This is a genomic window from Streptomyces sp. M41(2017), assembly GCF_002078175.1.
Lineage (GTDB): Bacteria > Actinomycetota > Actinomycetes > Streptomycetales > Streptomycetaceae > Streptomyces.
In genome coordinates, this window is record NZ_MWFK01000001.1 from 2,779,351 (window position 1) to 2,799,518 (window position 20,168).

General features: G+C 67.5%; 20 protein-coding genes. 4 read left to right on the top strand and 16 right to left on the bottom strand.

Annotation, left to right across the window (positions count from 1 at the left end; translation table 11 throughout):
- Nucleotides 1–36 precede the first annotated feature (36 nt).
- The 12 genes from B0675_RS12210 to B0675_RS12265 form a co-directional block, all read right to left on the bottom strand.
- Nucleotides 37–225: a helix-turn-helix domain-containing protein gene (locus B0675_RS12210; RefSeq protein ID WP_107482614.1), complete on the bottom strand. Its 189-nt coding sequence runs from the start codon at nucleotides 223–225 to the stop codon at nucleotides 37–39.
- Between the two features lie 458 nt (nucleotides 226–683).
- Nucleotides 684–2,159, bottom strand: coding sequence for an ATP-binding protein (locus B0675_RS12215; RefSeq protein ID WP_081218837.1), 1,476 nt, complete (start codon nucleotides 2,157–2,159; stop codon nucleotides 684–686).
- Nucleotides 2,160–2,161: 2 nt separating this feature from the next.
- Nucleotides 2,162–3,019, bottom strand: coding sequence for a bifunctional DNA primase/polymerase (locus B0675_RS12220; protein ID WP_081218838.1), 858 nt, complete (start codon nucleotides 3,017–3,019; stop codon nucleotides 2,162–2,164).
- 87 nt (nucleotides 3,020–3,106) lie between these two features.
- Nucleotides 3,107–4,375 carry a DNA cytosine methyltransferase gene (locus B0675_RS12225; RefSeq protein ID WP_081218839.1) on the bottom strand — a complete coding sequence of 423 codons (1,269 nt, stop codon included), beginning with the start codon at nucleotides 4,373–4,375 and terminating at the stop codon, nucleotides 3,107–3,109.
- An 86-nt stretch (nucleotides 4,376–4,461) separates the two neighbouring features.
- Nucleotides 4,462–4,935 (bottom strand): hypothetical protein, encoded by a 474-nt coding sequence (locus tag B0675_RS12230; protein WP_081218840.1) that lies wholly within the window; start codon nucleotides 4,933–4,935, stop codon nucleotides 4,462–4,464.
- A gap of 17 nt (nucleotides 4,936–4,952) precedes the next feature.
- Nucleotides 4,953–5,135: a hypothetical protein gene (locus B0675_RS12235; protein ID WP_081218841.1), complete on the bottom strand. Its 183-nt coding sequence runs from the start codon at nucleotides 5,133–5,135 to the stop codon at nucleotides 4,953–4,955.
- Nucleotides 5,136–5,138: 3 nt separating this feature from the next.
- Nucleotides 5,139–5,327, bottom strand: a complete 189-nt coding sequence (locus tag B0675_RS42545; protein WP_347108682.1) for a hypothetical protein — start codon at nucleotides 5,325–5,327, stop codon at nucleotides 5,139–5,141.
- A 246-nt stretch (nucleotides 5,328–5,573) separates the two neighbouring features.
- Nucleotides 5,574–7,808, bottom strand: a complete 2,235-nt coding sequence (locus B0675_RS12245; protein WP_081218843.1) for a cell division protein FtsK — start codon at nucleotides 7,806–7,808, stop codon at nucleotides 5,574–5,576.
- A 127-nt stretch (nucleotides 7,809–7,935) separates the two neighbouring features.
- On the bottom strand, nucleotides 7,936–8,319 hold the full coding sequence (locus B0675_RS12250) for an RRQRL motif-containing zinc-binding protein (protein ID WP_081218844.1): 384 nt from the start codon (nucleotides 8,317–8,319) through the stop codon (nucleotides 7,936–7,938).
- Nucleotides 8,319–8,969, bottom strand: a complete 651-nt coding sequence (locus B0675_RS12255; protein ID WP_081218845.1) for a GGDEF domain-containing protein — start codon at nucleotides 8,967–8,969, stop codon at nucleotides 8,319–8,321. The genes B0675_RS12250 and B0675_RS12255 overlap by 1 nt, the downstream gene beginning before the upstream one ends.
- Nucleotides 8,966–9,976, bottom strand: coding sequence for a DUF2637 domain-containing protein (locus B0675_RS12260; RefSeq protein WP_081218846.1), 1,011 nt, complete (start codon nucleotides 9,974–9,976; stop codon nucleotides 8,966–8,968). Before B0675_RS12260 ends, B0675_RS12255 begins: the two co-directional genes overlap by 4 nt.
- Nucleotides 9,973–10,266, bottom strand: a complete 294-nt coding sequence (locus tag B0675_RS12265; RefSeq protein WP_081218847.1) for a hypothetical protein — start codon at nucleotides 10,264–10,266, stop codon at nucleotides 9,973–9,975. The genes B0675_RS12260 and B0675_RS12265 overlap by 4 nt, the downstream gene beginning before the upstream one ends.
- A gap of 605 nt (nucleotides 10,267–10,871) precedes the next feature.
- Between B0675_RS12265 and B0675_RS12270 the strand changes: the two genes are divergently transcribed.
- A complete protein-coding gene (locus B0675_RS12270; RefSeq protein WP_081221745.1) occupies nucleotides 10,872–11,642 on the top strand; it encodes a helix-turn-helix transcriptional regulator in 771 nt (256 codons plus the stop codon).
- Nucleotides 11,639–12,112: an NUDIX domain-containing protein gene (locus B0675_RS12275; protein ID WP_081218848.1), complete on the top strand. Its 474-nt coding sequence runs from the start codon at nucleotides 11,639–11,641 to the stop codon at nucleotides 12,110–12,112. Before B0675_RS12270 ends, B0675_RS12275 begins: the two co-directional genes overlap by 4 nt.
- On the opposite strand, the gene B0675_RS12280 is transcribed toward B0675_RS12275, so the two are convergent.
- Together B0675_RS12280 and B0675_RS12285 are read right to left on the bottom strand one after the other, a co-directional pair.
- Complete coding sequence (locus tag B0675_RS12280; protein ID WP_179165283.1) at nucleotides 12,100–12,669, bottom strand: HD domain-containing protein; 570 nt, start codon at nucleotides 12,667–12,669, stop codon at nucleotides 12,100–12,102. The genes B0675_RS12275 and B0675_RS12280 overlap by 13 nt on opposite strands.
- A gap of 11 nt (nucleotides 12,670–12,680) precedes the next feature.
- Nucleotides 12,681–13,127, bottom strand: coding sequence for a GntR family transcriptional regulator (locus tag B0675_RS12285; protein ID WP_081218850.1), 447 nt, complete (start codon nucleotides 13,125–13,127; stop codon nucleotides 12,681–12,683).
- A 512-nt stretch (nucleotides 13,128–13,639) separates the two neighbouring features.
- Here B0675_RS12285 and B0675_RS40985 point away from each other — a divergent pair.
- Complete coding sequence (locus B0675_RS40985; RefSeq protein WP_143661064.1) at nucleotides 13,640–15,262, top strand: hypothetical protein; 1,623 nt, start codon at nucleotides 13,640–13,642, stop codon at nucleotides 15,260–15,262.
- 400 nt (nucleotides 15,263–15,662) lie between these two features.
- Here the strand turns inward: B0675_RS40985 and B0675_RS12290 are convergent, their stop codons facing one another.
- Together B0675_RS12290 and B0675_RS12295 are read right to left on the bottom strand one after the other, a co-directional pair.
- On the bottom strand, nucleotides 15,663–18,965 hold the full coding sequence (locus B0675_RS12290) for a tetratricopeptide repeat protein (protein ID WP_241539765.1): 3,303 nt from the start codon (nucleotides 18,963–18,965) through the stop codon (nucleotides 15,663–15,665).
- Between the two features lie 45 nt (nucleotides 18,966–19,010).
- On the bottom strand, nucleotides 19,011–19,340 hold the full coding sequence (locus B0675_RS12295) for a trypco2 family protein (RefSeq protein WP_081218852.1): 330 nt from the start codon (nucleotides 19,338–19,340) through the stop codon (nucleotides 19,011–19,013).
- 530 nt (nucleotides 19,341–19,870) lie between these two features.
- On the opposite strand from B0675_RS12295, the gene B0675_RS41365 reads away from it, so the two are divergent.
- Nucleotides 19,871–20,023: a hypothetical protein gene (locus B0675_RS41365; protein WP_179165284.1), complete on the top strand. Its 153-nt coding sequence runs from the start codon at nucleotides 19,871–19,873 to the stop codon at nucleotides 20,021–20,023.
- Nucleotides 20,024–20,168 lie beyond the last annotated feature (145 nt).

Consider the following 20,168-nt stretch of genomic DNA (forward strand, 5'->3'; position numbering starts at 1 on the left):
CCGCCCCCGGAGGGGCGGGCACCACGGGATGACTTGTCAGGCTGTGCGCTGGGCGCAGCTCTCCCACCACGCGTCGAGGTCGACGCGACTTATACGGACTTGGCCGTTGGGGAGACGGTGGATACGGGGGCCTTGGCCGCGTGCCTCCATGCGGTAGAAGGCGGGGCGACTGATGCCGATCTCTTCGAGGACTTCGGGGAGTTTGAGCATCTGGGGGCGTGCCACGGTGGGCTCCTTCGAGGCTCGGGTCATAGCGGGTGCTGTGTGTCCGAGGTTCGGATTTCTGCGTCACGGCGTCACGTGCGTCATTCAGGCCTTTGACCTGCGTTTTTGCGTGACGTGGGATGGATCGGGTGCGTCACCGCTGCGTCACGGCTTCGTCGTCTGTGACACGGGTGCGTGACGCAGGTGACGCACGATGACGCAGACATTCGGCTCTGCGTCACGCCTGTTTCGGCAGCTCAGGGGCCGTTTTCCGTCGGCTGTGACGCAGGTGACGCAGAGTCTTCCTACTTAGGAAAAGAGAGGGAGTGGTGTCTGTTGTTGTGCGCGGCTCAGGACGTGAAGAAGGGGCCGCTGCGCGGCGCGTCCTTGGGGTGGTGCTCCGCACCGAACAGCAAGAGGAGCACGCGTTGCCGTGTCGCGGCGGGTGCTCCTCTTGCCGTTGTGCGGTGACCTTGTGATCAGAACGCGGATTCTTGCTGCGGGCCTGGTGCCAGGGCGGGTTCGGTGAGTTCGATGTAGCGGGCTTCGCGGGTGCGGCCCCAGTCGACGTTCAGGCCGCGGGCGGCGAGGGTGGGCTGAAGACGCTTGAGGCGGTCGGAGAGCACCTTTCCGGTCGTCGGCCAGCCCTTCGGGAGCGGGCGGCAGTCCTCGCCGCTGTAGAGGCGCGTGAGGAGGTGCAGCCACTCGGCTGAAGTCATCCGCTGTTGCTCCCCGGGCTGCATGTCGGCCGCGTACTGAAGCACGGTCTGGGCGAGGAGGTCACCCTCGATCACGTCGTCGTTCAGATCGTCCAGACCGGCCCGGTAGGCGGGCAGGGCCCCGAGACCCATCGCGGCGTCGAGTTGCGCGCACAGGTGCGCGAAGTCCGCCATGCGCAGATCTGTTGGCGTCTCCGCGGTAGCCGCGCGGACGGTGACGGTCAGGTCGAGCAGCGAGCCGAGCACGACGGGCAGGACCTGCGCGTACTCCGTCCACAGCTCCGCTTCGGTGCGCCGCACCTTCGGCCGCTCCAGCCGCAGAGGCAGGAGACGTTCGGCGAGGTCGGGCCGGATAACGCCAACGTCGATGCCGGTCAGCAGGAGAGGGCGCCGGTAGCGGGCGCGGAAGACGTCCCCGTCGGTGAACAGGGCCCGCTTGACGGACTCGGCTCCCGTGACGATGCAGCACATGGCATCGGACAGGTCCGGGGTCATATGAGAGAGGTTGTCCAGCGCCGTGACCCAACCGGCGGCCACAGCCGCGATCAGGTTGTCCTCATCCTTCGGTGCTCGCCGCAGGTCGCTGCTCATGCCCTCGATGATGCGGATGAGCATCCGGCCGGCGGTCGATTTCCCCGCACCCTGCGGTCCGGTCAGGAACGGGGCGGGGACGGGGACGGAGGGTTCCAGGCAACCGACCAGCCAGGCCATGGCCAGGCATTCGGTTTCGGCGTTGACGAAGTTGCACAGGCGGAACAGCAGGTCGATGCCTTTGCCGTCGGTGTTCTTCTCCGGCAGGGGGAGTTCGCCGGTGAGCTGGGTGCGCCGCCAGCACACCTCACGCGGGTCAGGGACGCGGATGTCCCATCCCGTGGGGTGGATGCGCACCGACTGCCCGTCGGCCCGGCCCAAGTCGAGCCAGGTGGCGCCGTCGAAGCCGGGGGCGACACGGATGTGCACGTTCTGCGTGTTCTCGGTGAGTGCGAGTGCTTCGATCAAGTCCAGCGCCTCCTTGAGGGCAGTGCCGTTGAACACGCCGATCCCGTCCTTGAACAGGCCGACCATGAGTTCCTGGCGGTGGCTCCCGGAGGTTCCCTGGGAGCGGATGGGGCGGGCGACGGGGTGGCCGTTCTTCTGGGCGTAGACGGTGCCGTCGGCGGTGCGGAAGTAGCGGAACCGCTCTTGCGCGTACGTGGCGATGACTTCGCGGGCCGGGTTCTTGTCGTCCTCGGACATGGCTACAGTCCCAGCCTCGTGCGGGCGTTGGTCCAGGCGTCGGTGCAGTGCCGGGCGCTCTCGCCCTTGGCCTGCGCGGCGGCGAACAGGCGCGTGATGTGGTCCTCGGTGAGGCAGCCGCACTGGCCGTGCGTCGAGAGCACGGCCAGGAACGCGGCGTACACAGCCGAGTGAACGCCGCTGGACGCCCCGTTGATGCGCTCCACAGCCATCGTGACGCCGCGTTCCAGGAACGCTGGCGTGCGGTGCCTGCACACGCCGTCTACAGCGCGGGTGGGCAGCGCGTCGATGCCCGGGGCCTGGTAGGCGGTGGGCGCCTTCACAGTCAGCGCCCGCACGGCATCCGGCAACGCGGCGATCACTCCGGAGCCGGAGCCGCGCCAACGGGCGTAGGCCATCATCGACTTGATGTCGACGCCATCGCGGACGCCGTTCGCGGAGGTCATGGTGCCCCGGTAGATCCAGTGTTGTCCGCGCGTCGTGGTGACGGTGCGGGTGGCCGGCAGTGTGGTGCGGGCCCAGGCGACGGCGTCGGCGTGGTCGAGGTCGACCACGGTGAGCCCGGCCCCGCCCGGGTGATAGGCGATGCCCGCCGCCTCCCGCCACGCCGCCCCCCACTGCGGCGAGTTGAGGGTCCACGGGTCGATGGTGGCGGCGGCCCAGCCGTGGCACGGCGCGGTGCAGGTGCAGGGGCCGGGGGTCTTCATGTGGGGGCGCCCGCCGCACGCGGTGTACAGGCAGGCGGGGCAGTTGGCGAAGGGCACCTTGCCCTTGCGCAAGGGCAGGACGGGCAGGCCGTCGGCCGCGAGACGCAGGGCGGTGGTGAGGTGGTCTCGCCGGATCAGGGCGGGATGGGTCATGCTGGGGTATCTCCTGCTCTTACGAGGGATGGGAGAGACCGGGGTGGGCGCGGCTTGTGGAGAGACGGCGCCCGCCCCGGGCGTGTTCTACGCGATGTCGAGGGCGAGTTGTCCGGCAGGCTCCGCGTCGGCGGCCACGCCGAGGGAGAGCAAGGTGCGGTAGGCCAGTTCGGCCTGGTGGATGACGACGCCGTTGCCCAGGATCTTGAGCTGGTCGGAGCGCGACAGGCCCAGCTGCGGGTCGGTGACCCAGCCGGGATCGGCGCCCATCATCCATTCCACGAACGCCGGCGACAGGCGCCGGTTGCCCTTGGTGCCCGGCTCCGTCGGCTCAGGGGCCGTACGGCCCAGGACGCGTTCCCAGCGCTCGATCGCGGGCCCGTAGTCGGTGCCGTTGGTGGCCACCCACCGGCCGTCCAGGCGCACGGCCTGGCCGGGCAGGTAGTAGTTGCCCGCGCTGTCACGCTGGTTGGGCCCGCCGTGCGGCCCGTCGGACGCTTTCGGGGTGGGCAGCAGGTTCACCACGACCTCGTTCAGCGGCCGGGAATTGGTACCGAGCAGGTTGGAGGCTCCGGACTTCCAGTCCCGCGCGGCGGGAGTGGGCAGCAGGGTGACGGCGGTTCGCAGGTTCATACCGCCCTGCCGCTTGACGGACAGGCCGGGGCCGCCGGTGCCGTCGGCGGCGGCCGGGGTGGGCAGAAGCCTCAGTCCCCGGTCGGGGGAAGCAAGAACACCACTTCGTCCTCCAGCGTGGGCCCGTGCCCCCCGGCTTTGCGCTTGTCCGGGTGCTGCGGGCCCCCGTTGCGGCCGAGCTGTGAGGTAGGGGTCTTCAGCAGCGGGATACGCGACGGCGAACCAGCGGTCCCGGCGGTGGCAGGCTCCGACTTCGGGATCTCCAGCGCGTAGGCACATCCATCGCGCGTCGTACCCGATCGCGGCCAGGTCGGCGGCGACGACGTCGAGCCCGCGGGAGCGGAGTGCGGCGACGTTCTCCAGGAAGACGAGTCGGGGTCGAAGTACGCGAACGGCGTGGGCGATGGTTTTCCAGAGTCCGGAGCGGTCACCGGCGATCCCTCCCCGAGGTCCGGCGTTGCTGATGTCCTGGCAGGGAAAGCCGGCGGTCAGCGCGGCCGGGCGGGGTCCGGTGCTCAGGCTGTCCCAGTCGATGGCGGTGATGTCGCCGAGGTTGTGGGCGTGGGGCAGGCGGGCTGCCAGCAGCCGGGAGGCTGCGGGGTCCTTCTCCGCGACCATGACGGTCGGCAGACCGGTGACCGCGTGCACGGCCTGGTCGAGCGCGGCGGAACCGGTGCAGAAGCTGACGTTGCCGTCCTCGATCGATGCGGCGGGTTGGGTCATGCTGGGGTATCTCCTGCTCTTACGAGGGATGGGAGAGACCGGGGCAGGCGCGGCTTGTGGAGAGACGGCGCCCGCCCCGGGCGTAGCTAGCTGTAGAAGCGGTTGCGCTTGATCACGGCCTTGCGAATGTTGACCGTGCTGCCCTTGCCTCCGCTGATGGCGCGAGCGGGGGCACGCAGGGCGAGGACGATGACCGCCGCCCATACGAGGGCCCCGCCGCTGATCCCGGCGGCGGCGCTGACGATCTCGCCGACGCCGTAGCCGACGCCGGCCGCGAGGGCTCCGCCCCCGAGGCCGGCGCCCATGAACCTTTGGGCGATCGGGTCGAGGAGCGGGAGCGGGGTCAGGTCGCGCGGCTCGGGTGCGAGGAGCGGGGCGGGGGCGAGGTGCTTGGGCATGGGGACCATGCGCCCGTAGGCGTCGGGCACCCACACCACCAGCTGACGCTCCCCGTACGGGTCGACCGGCATCGCCGGGCCGGGGGTGTACAGGTCGAGGAGCTGGGGGTGGTGGATGGCCACGGCGCCCTTGGCGGGTTCGTGGGCGAGGCGTTCGTTCACGGTCGTTCCCTTCCAGGTCAGTTGGGCAATGCGTGGACGATGGCGGTCATGAAGCTGTTGATCGTTGTGGCAGCGCCGGTGCTGGCGACGTAGAAGCCGAACAGCGCGGCCACGAGCGCGGTGCCGTAGCTCTTGTTGGACCGCAGGATCAGCGCAAGGAACATGCCGAAGAGCAGGACGAGCGAGATGGTGACGGCCATGGGTCAGCCCTTCTTCGCGAACGGACGGGCGGCGGGCTTGGCGGTGTCGGTCTGGCCCTCGCGGTAGATGCGCAGCCAGAGGTTGTACAGGCGGCGGCCGACGCGCAGGCGCTTGCCGTAGCCGTGGCAGCGGCGGCAGTCCTTGCCCCGTTTGGCCCGGCCCTTGCGGTCGTGCTTGATGGCGTGGCCCATGCCATGGCAGCGGCGGCAGTCGCCGTACGGGCTGCCCGCACACACGCTGATGTAACAGAGAGTTATGAGGAGTGGGCAGGTGCTAGCGACGATGAAGGGGGTCATGGGGTGCCCTCCAGGGCGGCTTTCGGGGATTCCCGCAGGTGAGGTGCTAGATGCGAGTTCCCAGATCAGGTGGGGAACAGGGTGCTAGCAGGGCTGCTAGGTCTAGCACCGGTGGGGTGCTAGACCTAGCAGCGGTCCGCGTCAGCCCTTGCCGGGCTTTCCGTCACGCTCAGTGATGGCGGCGACGATGTCGGCGCGGGCGATGCCGCGCCGGGTGGTGCCCTTGCCCTTGTCGCTTGTGGCCCATACGTCCTGCACCGTGATGCCGTGCGGGCGCAGATTTTTGGCGACCGTCTCGGCCTTCCATCCGGCGTAGACCTCGGGGCGCAGGTCGGCGAGTCGGGTGGCGACCTTCTCGTTCCACACCTTGTCCTCATCGACGGCCACGACCTTCAGCACGTCGGCGAGAAGGTCGAAGCCGGCGGCTTCGGTCTCGGGAAGCTGGCCGATGGCGTGGCCGGTGACGTTTCCGTACTCCTCGCGCATCTGCCGGGCCCGCGCGACGACCTGTTCGGCGCCTACCGCGTCCACGAACGCGGAGGCGACGATGCGCGGGTCATCTCCTTCACCGGCCATCCAGCAGATGCCGCGGTCGGTGCGGGAGAACATCGTGGCGCGGTATCCGGCCTTGTACATCGAGGTGCCGAGCACCATGTCGTTGGCCGGCTGCGCCATGACCTTCAGGCAGAACCGCAGCACCGCGTTCGCGGAGATGCCCGTGGGCAGCGACTTAGCGTCGGGACGCTGGGTGCCGAACAGCATCGTCATACCCAGCGCCGGACCGCGCTTGCCCAGATCGGTGCAGATCTCTTCGATCTCGGCGCCGTACTTCTCGTGCTCGAAGGGGACCTGGCACTCATCGAACCCGGCCACGATCGGGTGCAGGCGAAGCGCCTTGTCGTTGGCCAGCTCCGGGGTCACCTTCGACTCCGGGCACCGCGAGCGAGGCAGCGACTTGATGACCTTCGCCCGCCGCCGCAGCTCCGCGCGCAGTTCACGCAGGGCGTTGAGGACGTATTCGATGTCCTCGTCCTCATCGCCCGCGCGGTAGCGGTGGCAGACGGGTTCGAGGGCGCCGAAGTCGCCGGTGCCCTTGAAGTCGAACGCGTGGACTTCCGCGCGCGGGTCGAGGGCGGCGATGAGCAGGAACAGCCGCATCAGGAACGTCTTGCCCATGCGCGGAATCGACCCGACGATGACCGACGCGAACATCAGGGTCACCGATACGTCGCCCATGCGCTGGTCGTTGCCGAACACGACCGGCTTGAACAGGTCGACCACACCTGACTTCAGCAGCGGCCAGGCGGGCTTGGTCGTCTCGTTCATCGGCTTGTCCCCGACCCACAGCACAAGCCGTCCCTCGTGCTCGGTCGGGTCGGCCGACGGCCACACGCAGCCGACCTTGCGCCGCAGGCCGGAGGCGAGCGACTTGCGGGCCTCCATGATGTCCTCCGGGGTGACGCCCCACGGCAGATCGAGGTCGGCGCGGTAGCCGGGCCCGTCGCGGGTGATTTCGGAGGTGAACCGCATCCCGTTCATGTCGCCGCCCTTCTTGATGGCGGCGGTCAGCTTCGGGTTGCCGATGTTGTCCAGCGCCCGGAGCACGATCGAGCTGGTCAGCTTCTCCAGCTCGGTCTTCAAAACGGCCCGGCCGATCACGGGCTCATCGGCCTTCCCGCCCTTGAACCCGGCGACCAGCACCGCAGCCGACGCGAACAGCGTCAGCCATCCCGGCGCGAGCACGTAGCAGGCCATCGCGAGCGGCACCCCGATGAGGCCGGCAACGGCCATGACCAGCATGCGCAGCCGCACACGGCGGTCACGCTGGCGGGACAGCTTCAGGTACTCGCCGGTGTTCTCGTGCTCCACCTCGTAGGAGCGCAGCGGGGCCGCTTCGGCGTCCCACACCCACCGGTTGGTCTGTGAGATCAGCCGGGCCGCACCCGTGGGTGCGTCCATGGTCAGGCGCAGCGTGTACCAGGGGGTGCGGATGCCGTGATACGCCGTGGCGTAGAAGGCGTTGCCGGTGGCGCGCTGGGCGGTGGAGACGAAACCGGGCTTGGACTTCAGCCAGGACGGCAGGATCGGCTTGCGCTTGTACGTCGTGATCCCGGTGCCCGGCAGGGTCGACGGGTCGGCCGGACGCGGGCGGGTCGAGTCGTCCGACTCGTCGTCGCCGGTGTCGGCCGACGGGTCGACGGTACGGACGGCCGACTCACCGACAGTCGAGTCGGGCGACTCGGCACCGGTGCGGTCGGCCGACCCGGCGCGGGCGTTGCGGGCCTTGTCGAGGTCGACCACCTCGCCGGCGCGGTCGGTGTTCATCTGGGCTTCGAGGTGCTCGAAGAACTCGTGATTCTCGTCGGGGTGATTCACTGAGCTTCCCTTCAGGGATGGAGGGTTGGCGGGCCCGGCCGACGCTGTGAGAGGTAGACGGCCGGGCCTGTGCATGGAGCATCAGCCCGGATGCCGGGCAGCAGGGCACGCAAAGTGCGTGGCTTGTTCAGGCGGCGCGCTGTTCTTCGGGGTAGGCGCAGGGCACGCACATGCCGAGCGAGCCCGGAATGACGTATCCGGCATCGCGCCGGCAGACGGGACAGGTGCGGCGAGCGCGCATCGCCTTGGCGAGCGCGGCCCTCTTGCCCGGAGTCATCGGACGCACCGGCTTGGCGCGGTCGACGTGGTAGAGGTAGGCGACCAGCGGGCCGCGTCGGTAGCGCGGACGCAGCACCTGCGCGGCCACCTCCTGACCACCCGGCCGCAAGCCGAGCGCCCGGAGCTGGCGGCGGGTGGCGAGCCCGGTCGGGGCGTAGCGCCATGGGTAGGTCGGTATGCCGAACTGGCCGCCCGACGGGCAGTAGCACTTGGCGAGCGTCAGCGCCGACATCAGGCAGCCATCCCGACCGCGGGGGGCGCGGTGCGGGCACCGCGGCGCCCGGAGCGTCGCCCGGCGACGGTGGCGAAGATCCTGCCGAGCCCGGCCCGCTTCAGCCCGGATCGGGCCTGCTTGGCCGCGTACATCGACTCATCGGCCCGCCGCAGCAGCCCTGACAGGTCCTCGCCCGGGAAGTCCGCGGCGTGGACCCAGCCGAGCGACACCGTGGTGTGCACGTCCGGGTTCTGCCCGTCGACCGGCCGGGCGAGGATCCCGTGCAGCACCGTGAGCAGGTCGGCGGCGGCGCCGTGCTCATCGATCAGGACGGCGGCGAACTCATCGCCCCCGAGGCGCCCCGCTACCCCCTTGCGGCCCACGTGGTGGGCGAGCCGGTCGGCGGTGGCCTTCAGCAGCAGGTCACCGGCAGCGTGGCCGTGGGTGTCGTTGATCTGCTTGAACCGGTCCACATCCGCCAGCAGCACGACGGCGCGCGGGTCCTTCAGCAGGACCGTGGCGCGGTGGGTGAAGGCGTCGCGGGTGCGCAGCCCGGTGAGCGGGTCACGCCGGGCGACGTGAAGGCGCCGGCCAAGCCAGTGCACATGCGTGGCCCACCCGGCGGCCAGCGGGGCGGAGGCGCCGAGAACGTCTAACAGGGTGCTCATGCCGCCACCTCCCTGACCGTCTCGCCGTCGTTCTCAGCGGGAGTGTCGAGGGCGTGCAACGGCTGGTTGGCGCGCTCCGCGGTGAGGATGTCGCGCACCTCGCGCGCCTGCTTGGCCCCGCAGCGCAGACCCTTGCGCAGCGCTTCGGCGTTGATATCCGCGTCCGACCACGAACCGGTCAACTCCCGCGCCTGCGACGACAGCTCATTGAGCGTGCGACGCGCTGGCGCCTTGGCCGGGCGGCGGCGGGGCGCGGACGACTTGCGCGGTGCGGGGGCGGGTGCCGGTGCCGGTGTCTCGGGCTTCGGCTCCTCGGCCTGTTCGGGCTGGGCGGTCACTGGTTCGGTGCCGGGGGCGAGTTCACCGAGCTTGAGCAGGACGCGGGCCCGCCGTGGCGTCTTCGAACGCCACAACCGGCCGTGCTCTTCGCGCAGGTCGGCGCGGGCCAACTGCCGTTCCCGCTCGCGGGTGAGGGCGTCGGCGTAAGAGGTGATCTCCCACAGCGTCATCCCCCGCCACAGCGTGAACGTCGGCCACGGAGCCAGCAGCCACCGTGTCCAGCGGATCTTGTCCATGCGCCGGCCGGTGACCGCGCCGATCCGAACGGCGTAGATGTGCGCGCCGATCTCGGAGAACACCACCCACAGCAGCGGCATCGTGCCGTGCGCGAGCTTGGCCCACATCCCCCGCCCTGAGGCGATGTTCAACCCGCAGGTGACCAGGGTGAGCAGCCACGGCACGAACCGCACCCACGCCAACCCCATGTCCATGCGGACCAGCAGCAGGTTGGCGACGGTGAACACCGGAATGGCCACGTCGATACCGACGGGCAGCATCCACGGATCGGTGAACCCCCACCGCAGCGCCGCCGAAGAGACGGCGTCGAAGGAGGCGAGGAAGCCGAGCGAGCCGACGCCGGCCGCAGCTGCGGCGCCGACACCAGCCAGCCCGAGTTCCGGGCGCGTCAGCGGGGGGACCGCCGGACGCTCGCTGATCGTGGCAGTCATGCCGCCACCCCCTTGCGCGCCGAACGGCGGCGGGCAACCGGGCGGGCCAGTGACACGACGTTGAACAGTTCCGCCGCGTGGTCCTCGATCGCGGCGGCGGCGACGCGAATCACGTCATCCGGCATACCGGGGTCGTCCGCGAGGATGTCGCGGGCCGCGTCCAGACGGGCCGCGCGCTCCATCTCGCTCTCACCCTCAACACCCAGCCACAGTTCGACCGGGGTGCCCAGGGCAAGTTCGATGAAGTCATTGCTGGTCACGGCCTGACGGCCGTTGATGTACGAACGCATGACGGAACTCCTGATTACAGAGGGATGGGAGAGACCAGGGCGGGCGCGGCTTGTGGAGAGACGACGCCCGCCCCGGGGCGGAATGGGTGAGCGCCTCGGCCGGGAGTCGAACCCGGCCTACGACCATCAAGGCGACTTGCGCTGAACCGTGCGCGGGATAGGACCCGTGCACGCCCGCTCACTTGCAGAGGTGGGGCGGGATTCCCTCGGACCCCATCGACCACCGGTGTGCAGGTGGCTGGGGCCGCACGCTGTTGAGTTCTCAAGACGCCCGCTGGGGGCGCACAGTCACTCCTTGGTGAGCGCGGTAACCCCAGTTCAGGGATCCCGTCCTCACGGGACTCACCAAGAGCTTTCGTGCAGGTCAAGCAGTCGTGCGCGATGGTCCGAGCAAGAGGAACATGTAATACGTGTTCCTCATCATGCAGAGAGGGTTTCGCTCCGTCAAGCCCTTCGGCTTTTGTGTCTTTGCGAGCCGCTCGCTGCGATGTACCTACAGATTGGCGTCATCTGCGGAGACGATCGACTCCGCACATGTACGACCCGTGCACGACCTCGGTACGGTGAAGTCGTACCAAGTCGTCCCGTGCGAGGGGGAGTTCGGCATGGCCAACGAGAAGCTTCGCGGAGCGATCGTTGAGAGCGGCCTGACGCTCGATCAAGTAGCGCAGCGACTCGGAGTGTCAGCGAAGACGGTGGAGCGCTGGATCAACGAACCAAACCGCAAGCCCTACCGGCGCTTCCAGTACGCCACGGCCTCGCTCCTTCAGTGCGAGGTCTCTTACCTCTGGCCCGAAGAGCGCACGTCGTCAGAGATCACCGAGGCTGGGAACGCTGAGCTGATCAAGCTGTACCCGCACCGGTCCGTCGTTCCCAACCGCATTTGGCCCCAGCTCTACGCGCAGGCCAAAGAGTCGTTCGACGTTCTCGTGTACTCGGGTTTTTGGCTCACAGAGGACGCAGCGTTCCACCGAGTCGTGAAGGAGAAGTCAGCGGCCGGCACCCGTATCCGCTTCATGCTCGGAGACCCGGACAGTCCCGCGGTAGCGGTGCGCGGTGAGGATGAGGGGATCGGGCCAGCCATGGCCAGCAAGATTCGGAACGCCCTCATCAACTACAGCTCGCTCTTCGGACTTCCCGGAGTGGAGTTCCGGCTCCACGGCACCACGCTCTACAACTCGCTCTACCGGGCAGACAACGAGATGCTCGCCAACGGCCACCTGTACGGGGTAGGCGCGTACATGGCCCCTGTCCTGCACCTTCAGCGTGTGCCCGGGGGAGAGCTGTTCGACGCATACGCTGAAAGCATCGAACGAGTCTGGGAAGCGGCCAGGCCCATCTCCTCGCCCGCCGACTGCGGAGGTCTGCACGCATGAGCCGTATCGACTACTTCCGGGACCCCAACGCGCCAAAGGCGAACTCGGTGGTCCCCTCCGTCACGGCAGTCGTCCGCGACGACACGGGGCGACTTCTGCTCATTCACAAGACCGACAACAACCTGTGGGCACTCCCCGGAGGCGGTCACGACATCGGCGAACGCATCGGCGATACCGTCGTTCGGGAAGTGCTTGAGGAGACGGGAATCACGGTCGAGATTGACAGCGTCTCTGGCCTCTACACCGACCCTCAGCACGTCCTCGCGTACGACGACGGAGAGGTCCGTCAGCAGTTCTCAATCTGCTTCCGAGCGCACCCCACGGGCGGCACTCTGCGTACGAGCAGCGAATCCAAAGAGGTCCGCTGGGTCGACCCAGCGGACCTCGATGACCTGGACATCCATCCGTCCATGCGGCTGCGCATCACACACGGCCTGGACGAGACGCGCCAAGAGCCTTACATCGGCTGATCTGCGGTCTGCGCCTGGACGAGGCGCCCCTCCACACGTCGCGAGGCTGCGTGGATCTCCGGCGCGGCGCGTTGGATGAAGCGGCCGACGATCGTCTCCGGCCCATACCGCTGCACGATTTCGTTGAGGCGGTCGGTCGGCGCGGTGTGCGTGCCGTCCGGGGTCGTCGTCATGTCGCAGAAGAGCAAGGCGTCCACAAGGTCGGGGCGCTCAAGCTTGAACTCGCTCTCCAGCTCGTGCCGGAGCCCCCGCTCCTCCGCCTCCAGCAAGGCACAGGAGTGGTGCGCCACGAGACGGACGACCCGTTCATCTACCCCTTCCTGACCACGGAGGAAGCGGGCCCCGTCGAGCGGATGGAATCCGGTGAGCGCGATCTCCGGCGAGTACCCGATGTCATGCAGCACGGCTGCCGCTTCGAGAAGTTCCGCGTCGTCGCCAAGAATCGGAGCCAGAGAGCGGGCGCGCTTCGCGACACCAAGGGAATGCGCCCACCTTCGGGGCAGCGGCTCGGCCAGCATCGATTCAGAGAGCGAGTACGCCCACTCAGTCAGTCCCATGGTGACCAAGGCTACGGCCCTACGGCAGGACTTGGGAGAGCACGCACTGTGCGTCCCTTGCCGTGAACGGTGGCGAGCAAGCCCGTCCCCTCCATGTACGCGAGCCCTCGGCGGACAGCCGTACGCGATACGCCGAATCGCTCGCACAGCCTCGCCTCCGACGGATACGCATCTCCGACGGCCAGCGAGTCCTCTTCGATCACCGCCACCATCCGTTCAACGAGTGAGCGGCGGTCACCGCCTTGGGACACGCGCCACCCGATGCCCGGCGCTGATTCCAGCACTCCTTCAGCCTCCAGCGTCTTGAGCGATCGGCGGATCGTGTTCCGCGCTACGCCGTGCTCACGCATGAGGTCCGCCTCGGACGGCAAACCGCTCCCGTGCCTGCCGCCCTCGATCTCCTGCCGGAGTGCTTCCGCAATGACCAGGTAGGTTCCGCGCGGACTGGCCTCTGTCACTTGGGCTCCCCTCGGCTCACTATCTCGCTCCCTGCCAGCCTCCCACGGCCGTCCGGCATCACGTCATGGCCGTTCAGGAGGTCGGGACCCGCCTGGCCGCTCCACCTCAGATTCCGTCTCATTCAGCTCCGTTCGTCCACGTTCACGTCCATACGCAGTGCGGGTTTGTCTGTGGGAGGTGCAGGGTCACTCGGTCGCGCGTCGGTCATGGCGCAGCGCGGTAGTCACTCTCCTGCGAGTTGGCAGACGTGCACCGCATGGGCCCGAAGGTCCCTACCTGCCACATTCTGCGGATGCCACCTTGGCTTCTGGCGCCCGCAAGCGCTGCGCGGACCGAATCTAGAAATTAGTGGTATGCGTCTCGAGACGAGCCGAGGGGGAGTATGCATGTGTGGGGGCGATGACGTCCGCCTTCGGCAGGCGTCATCGTGACGCCGGATCACTGAGTTGCGCAGCGCTCGCCGTCTGCAGCCCTGAGTGGGGTAGCAGCGCGTGTGAACAAGGGGGGCATTATGGCAGTGCCGAACGCTATCCGATGGGTGGATATTGACCCGGCCAAGATTGAAGACGTTATTGCCGTCCTGATCAGTCGTCTTCATCCTGAGACGCAACGGATCGATGGTTCAGGCGGGGATGGCGGAAGAGATGTCCAGTTGCCTTTGGATAGCGGCTTGGTGATCTATGAAATCAAGAGCTTCACGGGCCGGTTGAATGATTCGCGGAGGAGGCAGATTAAGCGATCTTTGCGTGCAGCTTCTTCTCATAATCCGCGCCACTGGCACTTGATTATGCCCCTCGATCTGACACCGAATGAGCTGGAGTGGTACAACGACCTTAAGGACGACTACCCGTTTGTGAGCAATTTTACGCGCGGGCGGACGTGGCTGGACTCGGAGATGGCGCTTCGGCCTGAAATTGCTCGATACTACATCGGCGACAGCAACTCCGAGATCGTGAACTACCTCCGGGATATTAGTAGAGAGGAGGCGGTACTTGCGAATGGATTCCCTGATGCGGTCGCACGAATTAAGCGACTGATCTTGCAGTTGAATGAAATCGATCCGCATTACGTGTTTGGCTTTCATGTTGATCCGGAAGGTAACGTAAAACCTGAGGTTCGACCGCGATACGCGGGTGCGGAGCTCGATAGACCCTTCGTCATCAAAGCGGTCTTCGTTTTCCCTGAAACTCCCGAGGGGCGGGCGGCAAAAGCTGGCTTCAGAGATGCCCTCGACTATGGAGTTCCGGCGGAGCTTCCAGAAGAATTCGTCAAGTCGGTGGAAATTGATGCTCCTGCAGGCATGGGTGGGAAGTGGAGCGGAGGCACCTTCTTTCTGGAGTCCGTGGCCGAGCCAGGATCTGAAGGGGTGCGGTACTCGGCAGTGGTCGCGGATGGGCAGGGGCGTCCGCTTGCTGCCATTCCGCTGATCCTCGCAAGGAGGTTCCGAGGGGAGAAGGGGGCGCAAGTCGAGTTCAATGACATGACGAACTTCTTCACGATTCGTTCTCGCCTCAACGTGCTAGAAAAAACCGCTGTCCACACTTTCAGTTTCGAGCACAGGGGAGGCGTCCTGCCTTCGGCTTTGCTGCCTACCCTGCGATTCCTTGTCAATATCAAGGTTGGCAACCAGTGGGGGCTGGCTGTCAATGATGAAGTGACGCAACTGAATTTGCTGACTGATTCTTTCATTTCGGATCTCGCGGACTATGGGCGCTATATTTCCGTTCTGGCGAAGCTGCAGGAATACACCGGCTTCTCTTTCCCGATTCCGGACATCTTGTCGCCTGAAGATGGCGAACGGCTTAAGCGCGCCAACTACCTAATTAGCGGGAAAGATCTCGTTTCGAAATGGGATCACGCTCGGATTACTTTCACGCGGGAAGGGGTGGAGCGGTGGCGTGTCACGACAGGTTCTGGGCCTGGGCAGATTTTGATGCGTGAGGATTTTTACACTGAGATCTGTGGAAATCGAATCTATGTTGGGCAAGTGCAAAAGCATATTGCTTCGGTGAAAGCTGATGAATTGCCAGACACTGGGGGGGCATCTGACGAGGACACCTTTCCCGTGGATCTTTCGCCGGCGGGTGACGCAACCATGACGACCAAGCTTCTTCCCCGGGAGGAAGAATTCTGAGCCGCTTCAGGCCCCGTGAGTCAAAGGCGCACGCGTTGCCTGGGAACGGCTTCCCCGCAGCGTCGGAGCACCTGGCCGACTGGCACTGGCGGGAGCGCCGGTCTCGGGACGATCCCTACGTCACGCGCGCAGCGGCTCTGGGAACGATTCCCCCGGGTGTCCCCCCAGGAGGGGGTGCAGCGTAAAGAGGCCTGCTGGGAAGGCTCTCGCGGAGCCCTGTGTAAGTCTGCCAAGACACTTGAGCAGAACGGATCTGCCAGAGTGAGGGCGTCGCCGATCCCGGCGTTGCGAACCAGGGTCGTCCGGTATGAGTCCTCTGGCATGCGTGATTTCCGCCGGGCGATGGGGCTGTGGCTGAGCGGTTTGGAGGCCACGGCTGGCCGTGCCGCGATTGGGGCGCCTACTGTTGGCCGTCCTGCAACCAGGACAGAAGTCGCAGCGACCGTTCGAGGGACGCCTGATGTATGTCGGGACGTGCCGCTGCCAGCTTGCGGTAGGCGGTGACGGCTTCCTCGGTGGCGGTCAGTGCGTCCTCATGCCGCCCCAGCCCGCCCAGCTGGATGGCGAGGTTGTACAGACTGCCGGCGAGGTCGGGCAGGAAAGCGTCGGGACGTGCCGCGGCCAGCTTGCGGTAGGCGGTGACGGCTTCCTCGATGGCGGTCAGTGCGTCCTCACGCCGCCCCAGCTCCCTCAGATCGCCGGAGAGGTTGTTCAGACTGCCAGCGAGGTCGGACAGGAAGGCGTCGGGACGCGTTGCGGCCAGTTCCCGGCAGATGGTGACGGCTTCCTCGATGGCGGTCAGTGCGTCCTCATGCCGCCCCAGCCCGCCCAGCTGGATGGCGAGGTTGGTCAGACTGCTGGCGAGGTCGGACAGGAAGGCGTCGGGACGTGCCGCTGCCAGCTTGCGGTAGGCGGTGACGGCTTCCTCGATGGCGGTCAGTGCGTCCTCATGCCGCCCCAGCCCGCCCAGATCGGCGGAGAGGTTGTTCAGACTGCCGGCGAGGTCGGGGAGGAAGGCGTCGGGACGGGTTGTGGCCAGTTCCCGGCGGATGGTGACGGCTTCGTTGCTGGCGGTCAGTGCGTCCTCATGCTGCCCCAGCTGCCACAGCTGGATGGCGAGGTTGTTCAGACTGCTGGCGAGGTTGGGCAGGAAGGCGTCGGGATGTGCCGTGGCCAGCTTGCGGTTGGCGGTGACGGCTTCTTCGATGGCGGTCAGTGCGTCCTCATGCTGCCCCAGCTCCCCCAGCTGGACGGAGAGGTTGTTCAGACTGCCGGCGAGGTCGGGGAGGAAGGCGTCGGGACGGGTTGTGGCCAGTTCCCGGCGGATGGTGACGGCTTCGTTGCTGGCGGTCAGTGCGTCCTCATGCTGCCCCAGCTGCCACAGCCGGACGGCGAGGTTGTTCAGACTGCCGGCGAGGTTGGGCAGGAAGGCGTCGGGATGTGCCGTGGCCAGCTTGCGGTAGGCGGTGACGGCTTCTTCGATGGCGGTCAGTGCGTCCTCATGCTGCCCCAGCTCCCCCAGCCGGACGGCGAGGTTATTCAGACTCGCGGCGAGGCCGGGCAGGAAGGCACCGGAATTGGTAACGGTCCGGGCGCGGTAGTGGTCAGTGAGTCGCTGAGCGAGGTGGGCGGCAGTCTCGGCGAGGTTGTGGCTCGTGTCTGGAAACCGGTTGGCGAGTTGCCGCAGGGTGTCGATGGTGGTGTCGGGAGCATCGGTAATCTGCTTCAGGGCGTGCAGGAGCGGTGTGGGGGTTTCGGTCTGAGTCGCGACGTCGATTACTGCCGGCACCAGGGTGTCGGAGTGGCGAACGCACAGTTCGGTGAGCAGGTGGGCAAGTGTGCCGCGCAGGGGTAGGTGGGTTGCGGCCCGCGTGGACACGGTCAGCAACTGTCGGGCCTGGGCCTCGGTAGCCTCGGGCAGGAGGCGGTCGGGCAGGTTGGGGTGGGCCAGCAGGTGGCGGCCGGTGAAGCGTTCGGCGAGCCGGTCCGGCCGGAGGCTCTCCCATACGCTGTCATCAGCCGGGGGATACAGCTCTGTGATCCAGCGGTGCACGTTGTTGCGACGGTCCTCGCTCTGATCCGACAGTCCAGGAACCCTGGCGAGCAGTCTGTCAGCTTGTTGCCGGTCGGGCGCTCCGAGCAGGAATGCGGCAGCCAGAGCATGAGAAAGGGTGTCCATGGTGAGTACCGGATGAAGGGCGCGCGCGACGGCGGAGTTCTCCCAGTAGCGCCGCTCGTGGCGCAGCAGTCGGTCTTCCACGCCCGAAGCGGGTCTGGGATTTGTTGCGGCGTCGGGTGGTTGGGCGGTGTCGAGCAGGTCGGCCAGGGCGGTCATGTGCAAGGTCAGCGCCGTGCTCATGCCTTCTCTGTTGATCGCGGCTGCTGAGACGTTCTCGATGAGCTGGTGGGCCAGGGCTGGCCAGTCGTGGTGGTGCCAGCCGTGGACAGAGGGGAGGTGCCCGGCGAAGCTGCCGGCGGCCTCCCGGTAGCCGTCCAGCCGGTTCCCAGACTTCGATTCCAGGGCACCCAGATGCGTGACGGGCGTGCCGTCCAGCAGTTCTTCGGCTGCCGGGGTCTTGTCTTGGAGGGTCTGCCACCAGTCGCCCGCGGTACGGGCCAGCAGCAGCACTTTCACTGCGGTGCCGGCGCCCGTGCCGATGCCGTGCCGGGCCAGGGCCTGGCAGAGGTCGGTGAGCTGGCTGGTGCGGGTCTCGGCGTAGTCCACGACGATCAGTGCAGGCGCCGTCGCTGAGGCCACCACGTCCAGGGAGCCGTCTGCGGCGTCGGCGCGCAGCCACAGGACGGCCCACGGCTTCTGGCGGGCGAGCAGGGTGGCCAAGTGGTGGGCGAGGCGGGTCTTGCCCTGCCCGCCCGGGCCGTGGATCAGCCACGCTCCGAAGCCCGGCAGGCCGGCCCACGCGCGCAGTTGGGTGAGCAGGTCCTCGCGTCCGCGGAACGGGACGACCGCCCGCCGGGCCCTCAGCAGCGCAGCGGGCGATGAAACCGTTTGGGCGCCGGTGGCGTTGAGCGTGTCGGTGTGGTCCGCCAGCCCCTGCCACTCAACCGGCTCCATCCCGGTGCCCGCCTCCGGGCCATGCAGGGCCAGCGTGTCGCGGAAAGCCTGGTCGTGAAACAGCACATACAACGGAACGGCATGCAAGCTGGCGTGGGCCAGTCCGGCCAGGTCAGCAGAGATCACCCCGGTGAGCAGGTCCCCGCAGAAGACAGCCGCGCCGGACAGGCCACCCCACGGGCTCCCGTCGGTGGACTGGGGCGGGTGCTCGGTAAGGGTGACGACGTGCCGGTTGTCGACACGGCCGGTGACCGGATTTATCGTGCCGGTGGCCTGCCACAGCTCCACCGGCCTACCGGACCGCTGGACCATGTCCGGTACACCCACGGTCTGGCACGTGGACCCAGGCAGGCTGGTGACCAGCCTGCCCCAGCGGATCGCAGAACTCTTGAGCGGTTGCCAGGCCGGGTCGTCGATCAGGAGCAGGGCGGCATCGTCCCGGCCGCCGGGCGTGCCCCGCCACACCACCTTCGCTGCGTACCGCGCCGCGTGGCCCGGCTGGAAGAACTCGGCTGACTCACCCAGGGCTGGGACGACGTGAGCTGAGGTCAGCACTAGGTGGTCACTGATCACATAGCCCGACCCTTGCCCGTCGGCACCGTCGACGGCCACCACACGCTCGCGATTCATCCCCGCCCCTATACACCCCACGCACAGGCCAAGCCCAGAATGAGGTCAATCCTCGATCCGGGCCTCGACATTTCCCGGACCCTGCTGCCGGCCCGCGCTGCCGTGAATGAGCAGATCCCCGCCCCCCGGCTTCTTCGGGGTCAAGGCGATCTTCACCCGGTGCGTACGGCCCCGCGCCACCCCTGTCTCTGCCTCCGCGGACACCACCCAAGCCTTGAATCCGGCCTTCACCTTCGCGTCAGCCCGCAACTCAACCGCGAACTCCATCTCTACCGGACCGACTTGGAAAGCCAGATCCGGTCCCGCACCCCGCGCCGCGGCCTCCAGCAGCTCATCCCGCAACGCTGCCACCGCATCCGCCAGCTCAATCTCCATATGTTCGCACCCTCCCGACTGGGCAGCCCGGCGCCAACGGCCACACCGCCGCATCACGCCCCGCAGGGCATTGCACGGATAGAGGGACCACCATCCCACCGCATCAGTTCCACCCGTCACCCAAACGGAGTGGATGGTGCCAGTGACGCCGCACAGACCGCATGCAGGGGAGAACGGGCTGACCTTCATCGCTCAGGGCGGCCGCCGGGCCCCCAGATGTCCCCCAGCGGGGCCAAGAGCGAGAGGAAGGCATGCTCAGGCCGCGCGGAACCAGCCCGCTGTAAATCTGCCGGCTTAGCCTTCCGTGGTTCGAATCCACGCGCCGCCACATGAAGGTGAACCCCCTCCGATCTGCGGAAACGCGGATCGGAGGGGGTTTCTTCATGTCGGGGTGAGGAGAGGGGCGCGTCGCCCCGATGAAGTCCGTCCCGCCGCCCGGTCGAGGGGTCGCTCCCCGCTTCCAAGGGTCCCCCTCCGGGTCCGTTGCGCGACCGTGACGGGAGTGCCGAACAACGGGCAGGGTGGCTGTCATGTTTCGGTCATGGGGTGCGCTCGTCACGGTCTACGACTCCGAGGGCCAGTTCGTCGCGACCGGCACACCCGGCACGGGTGCCTACGACGACGCGGCGGCGTGCACGTTCCCGGTCATCGTGCGGACCGTGCCGGACGCCTCGAAGTCGTAGGGCGTGCGCGTCGGTTGGCACCCGCGTAAGGACATCACCAACGAGGTCGCGCGCACGGGCGAGCCGGTCCAGCTCCTCGAATGACGCAGCGGCGGTCGGAGGTTCTCGCGTGCGCCCGGGACACCCGCGCCGTGGCCCCTGGCAG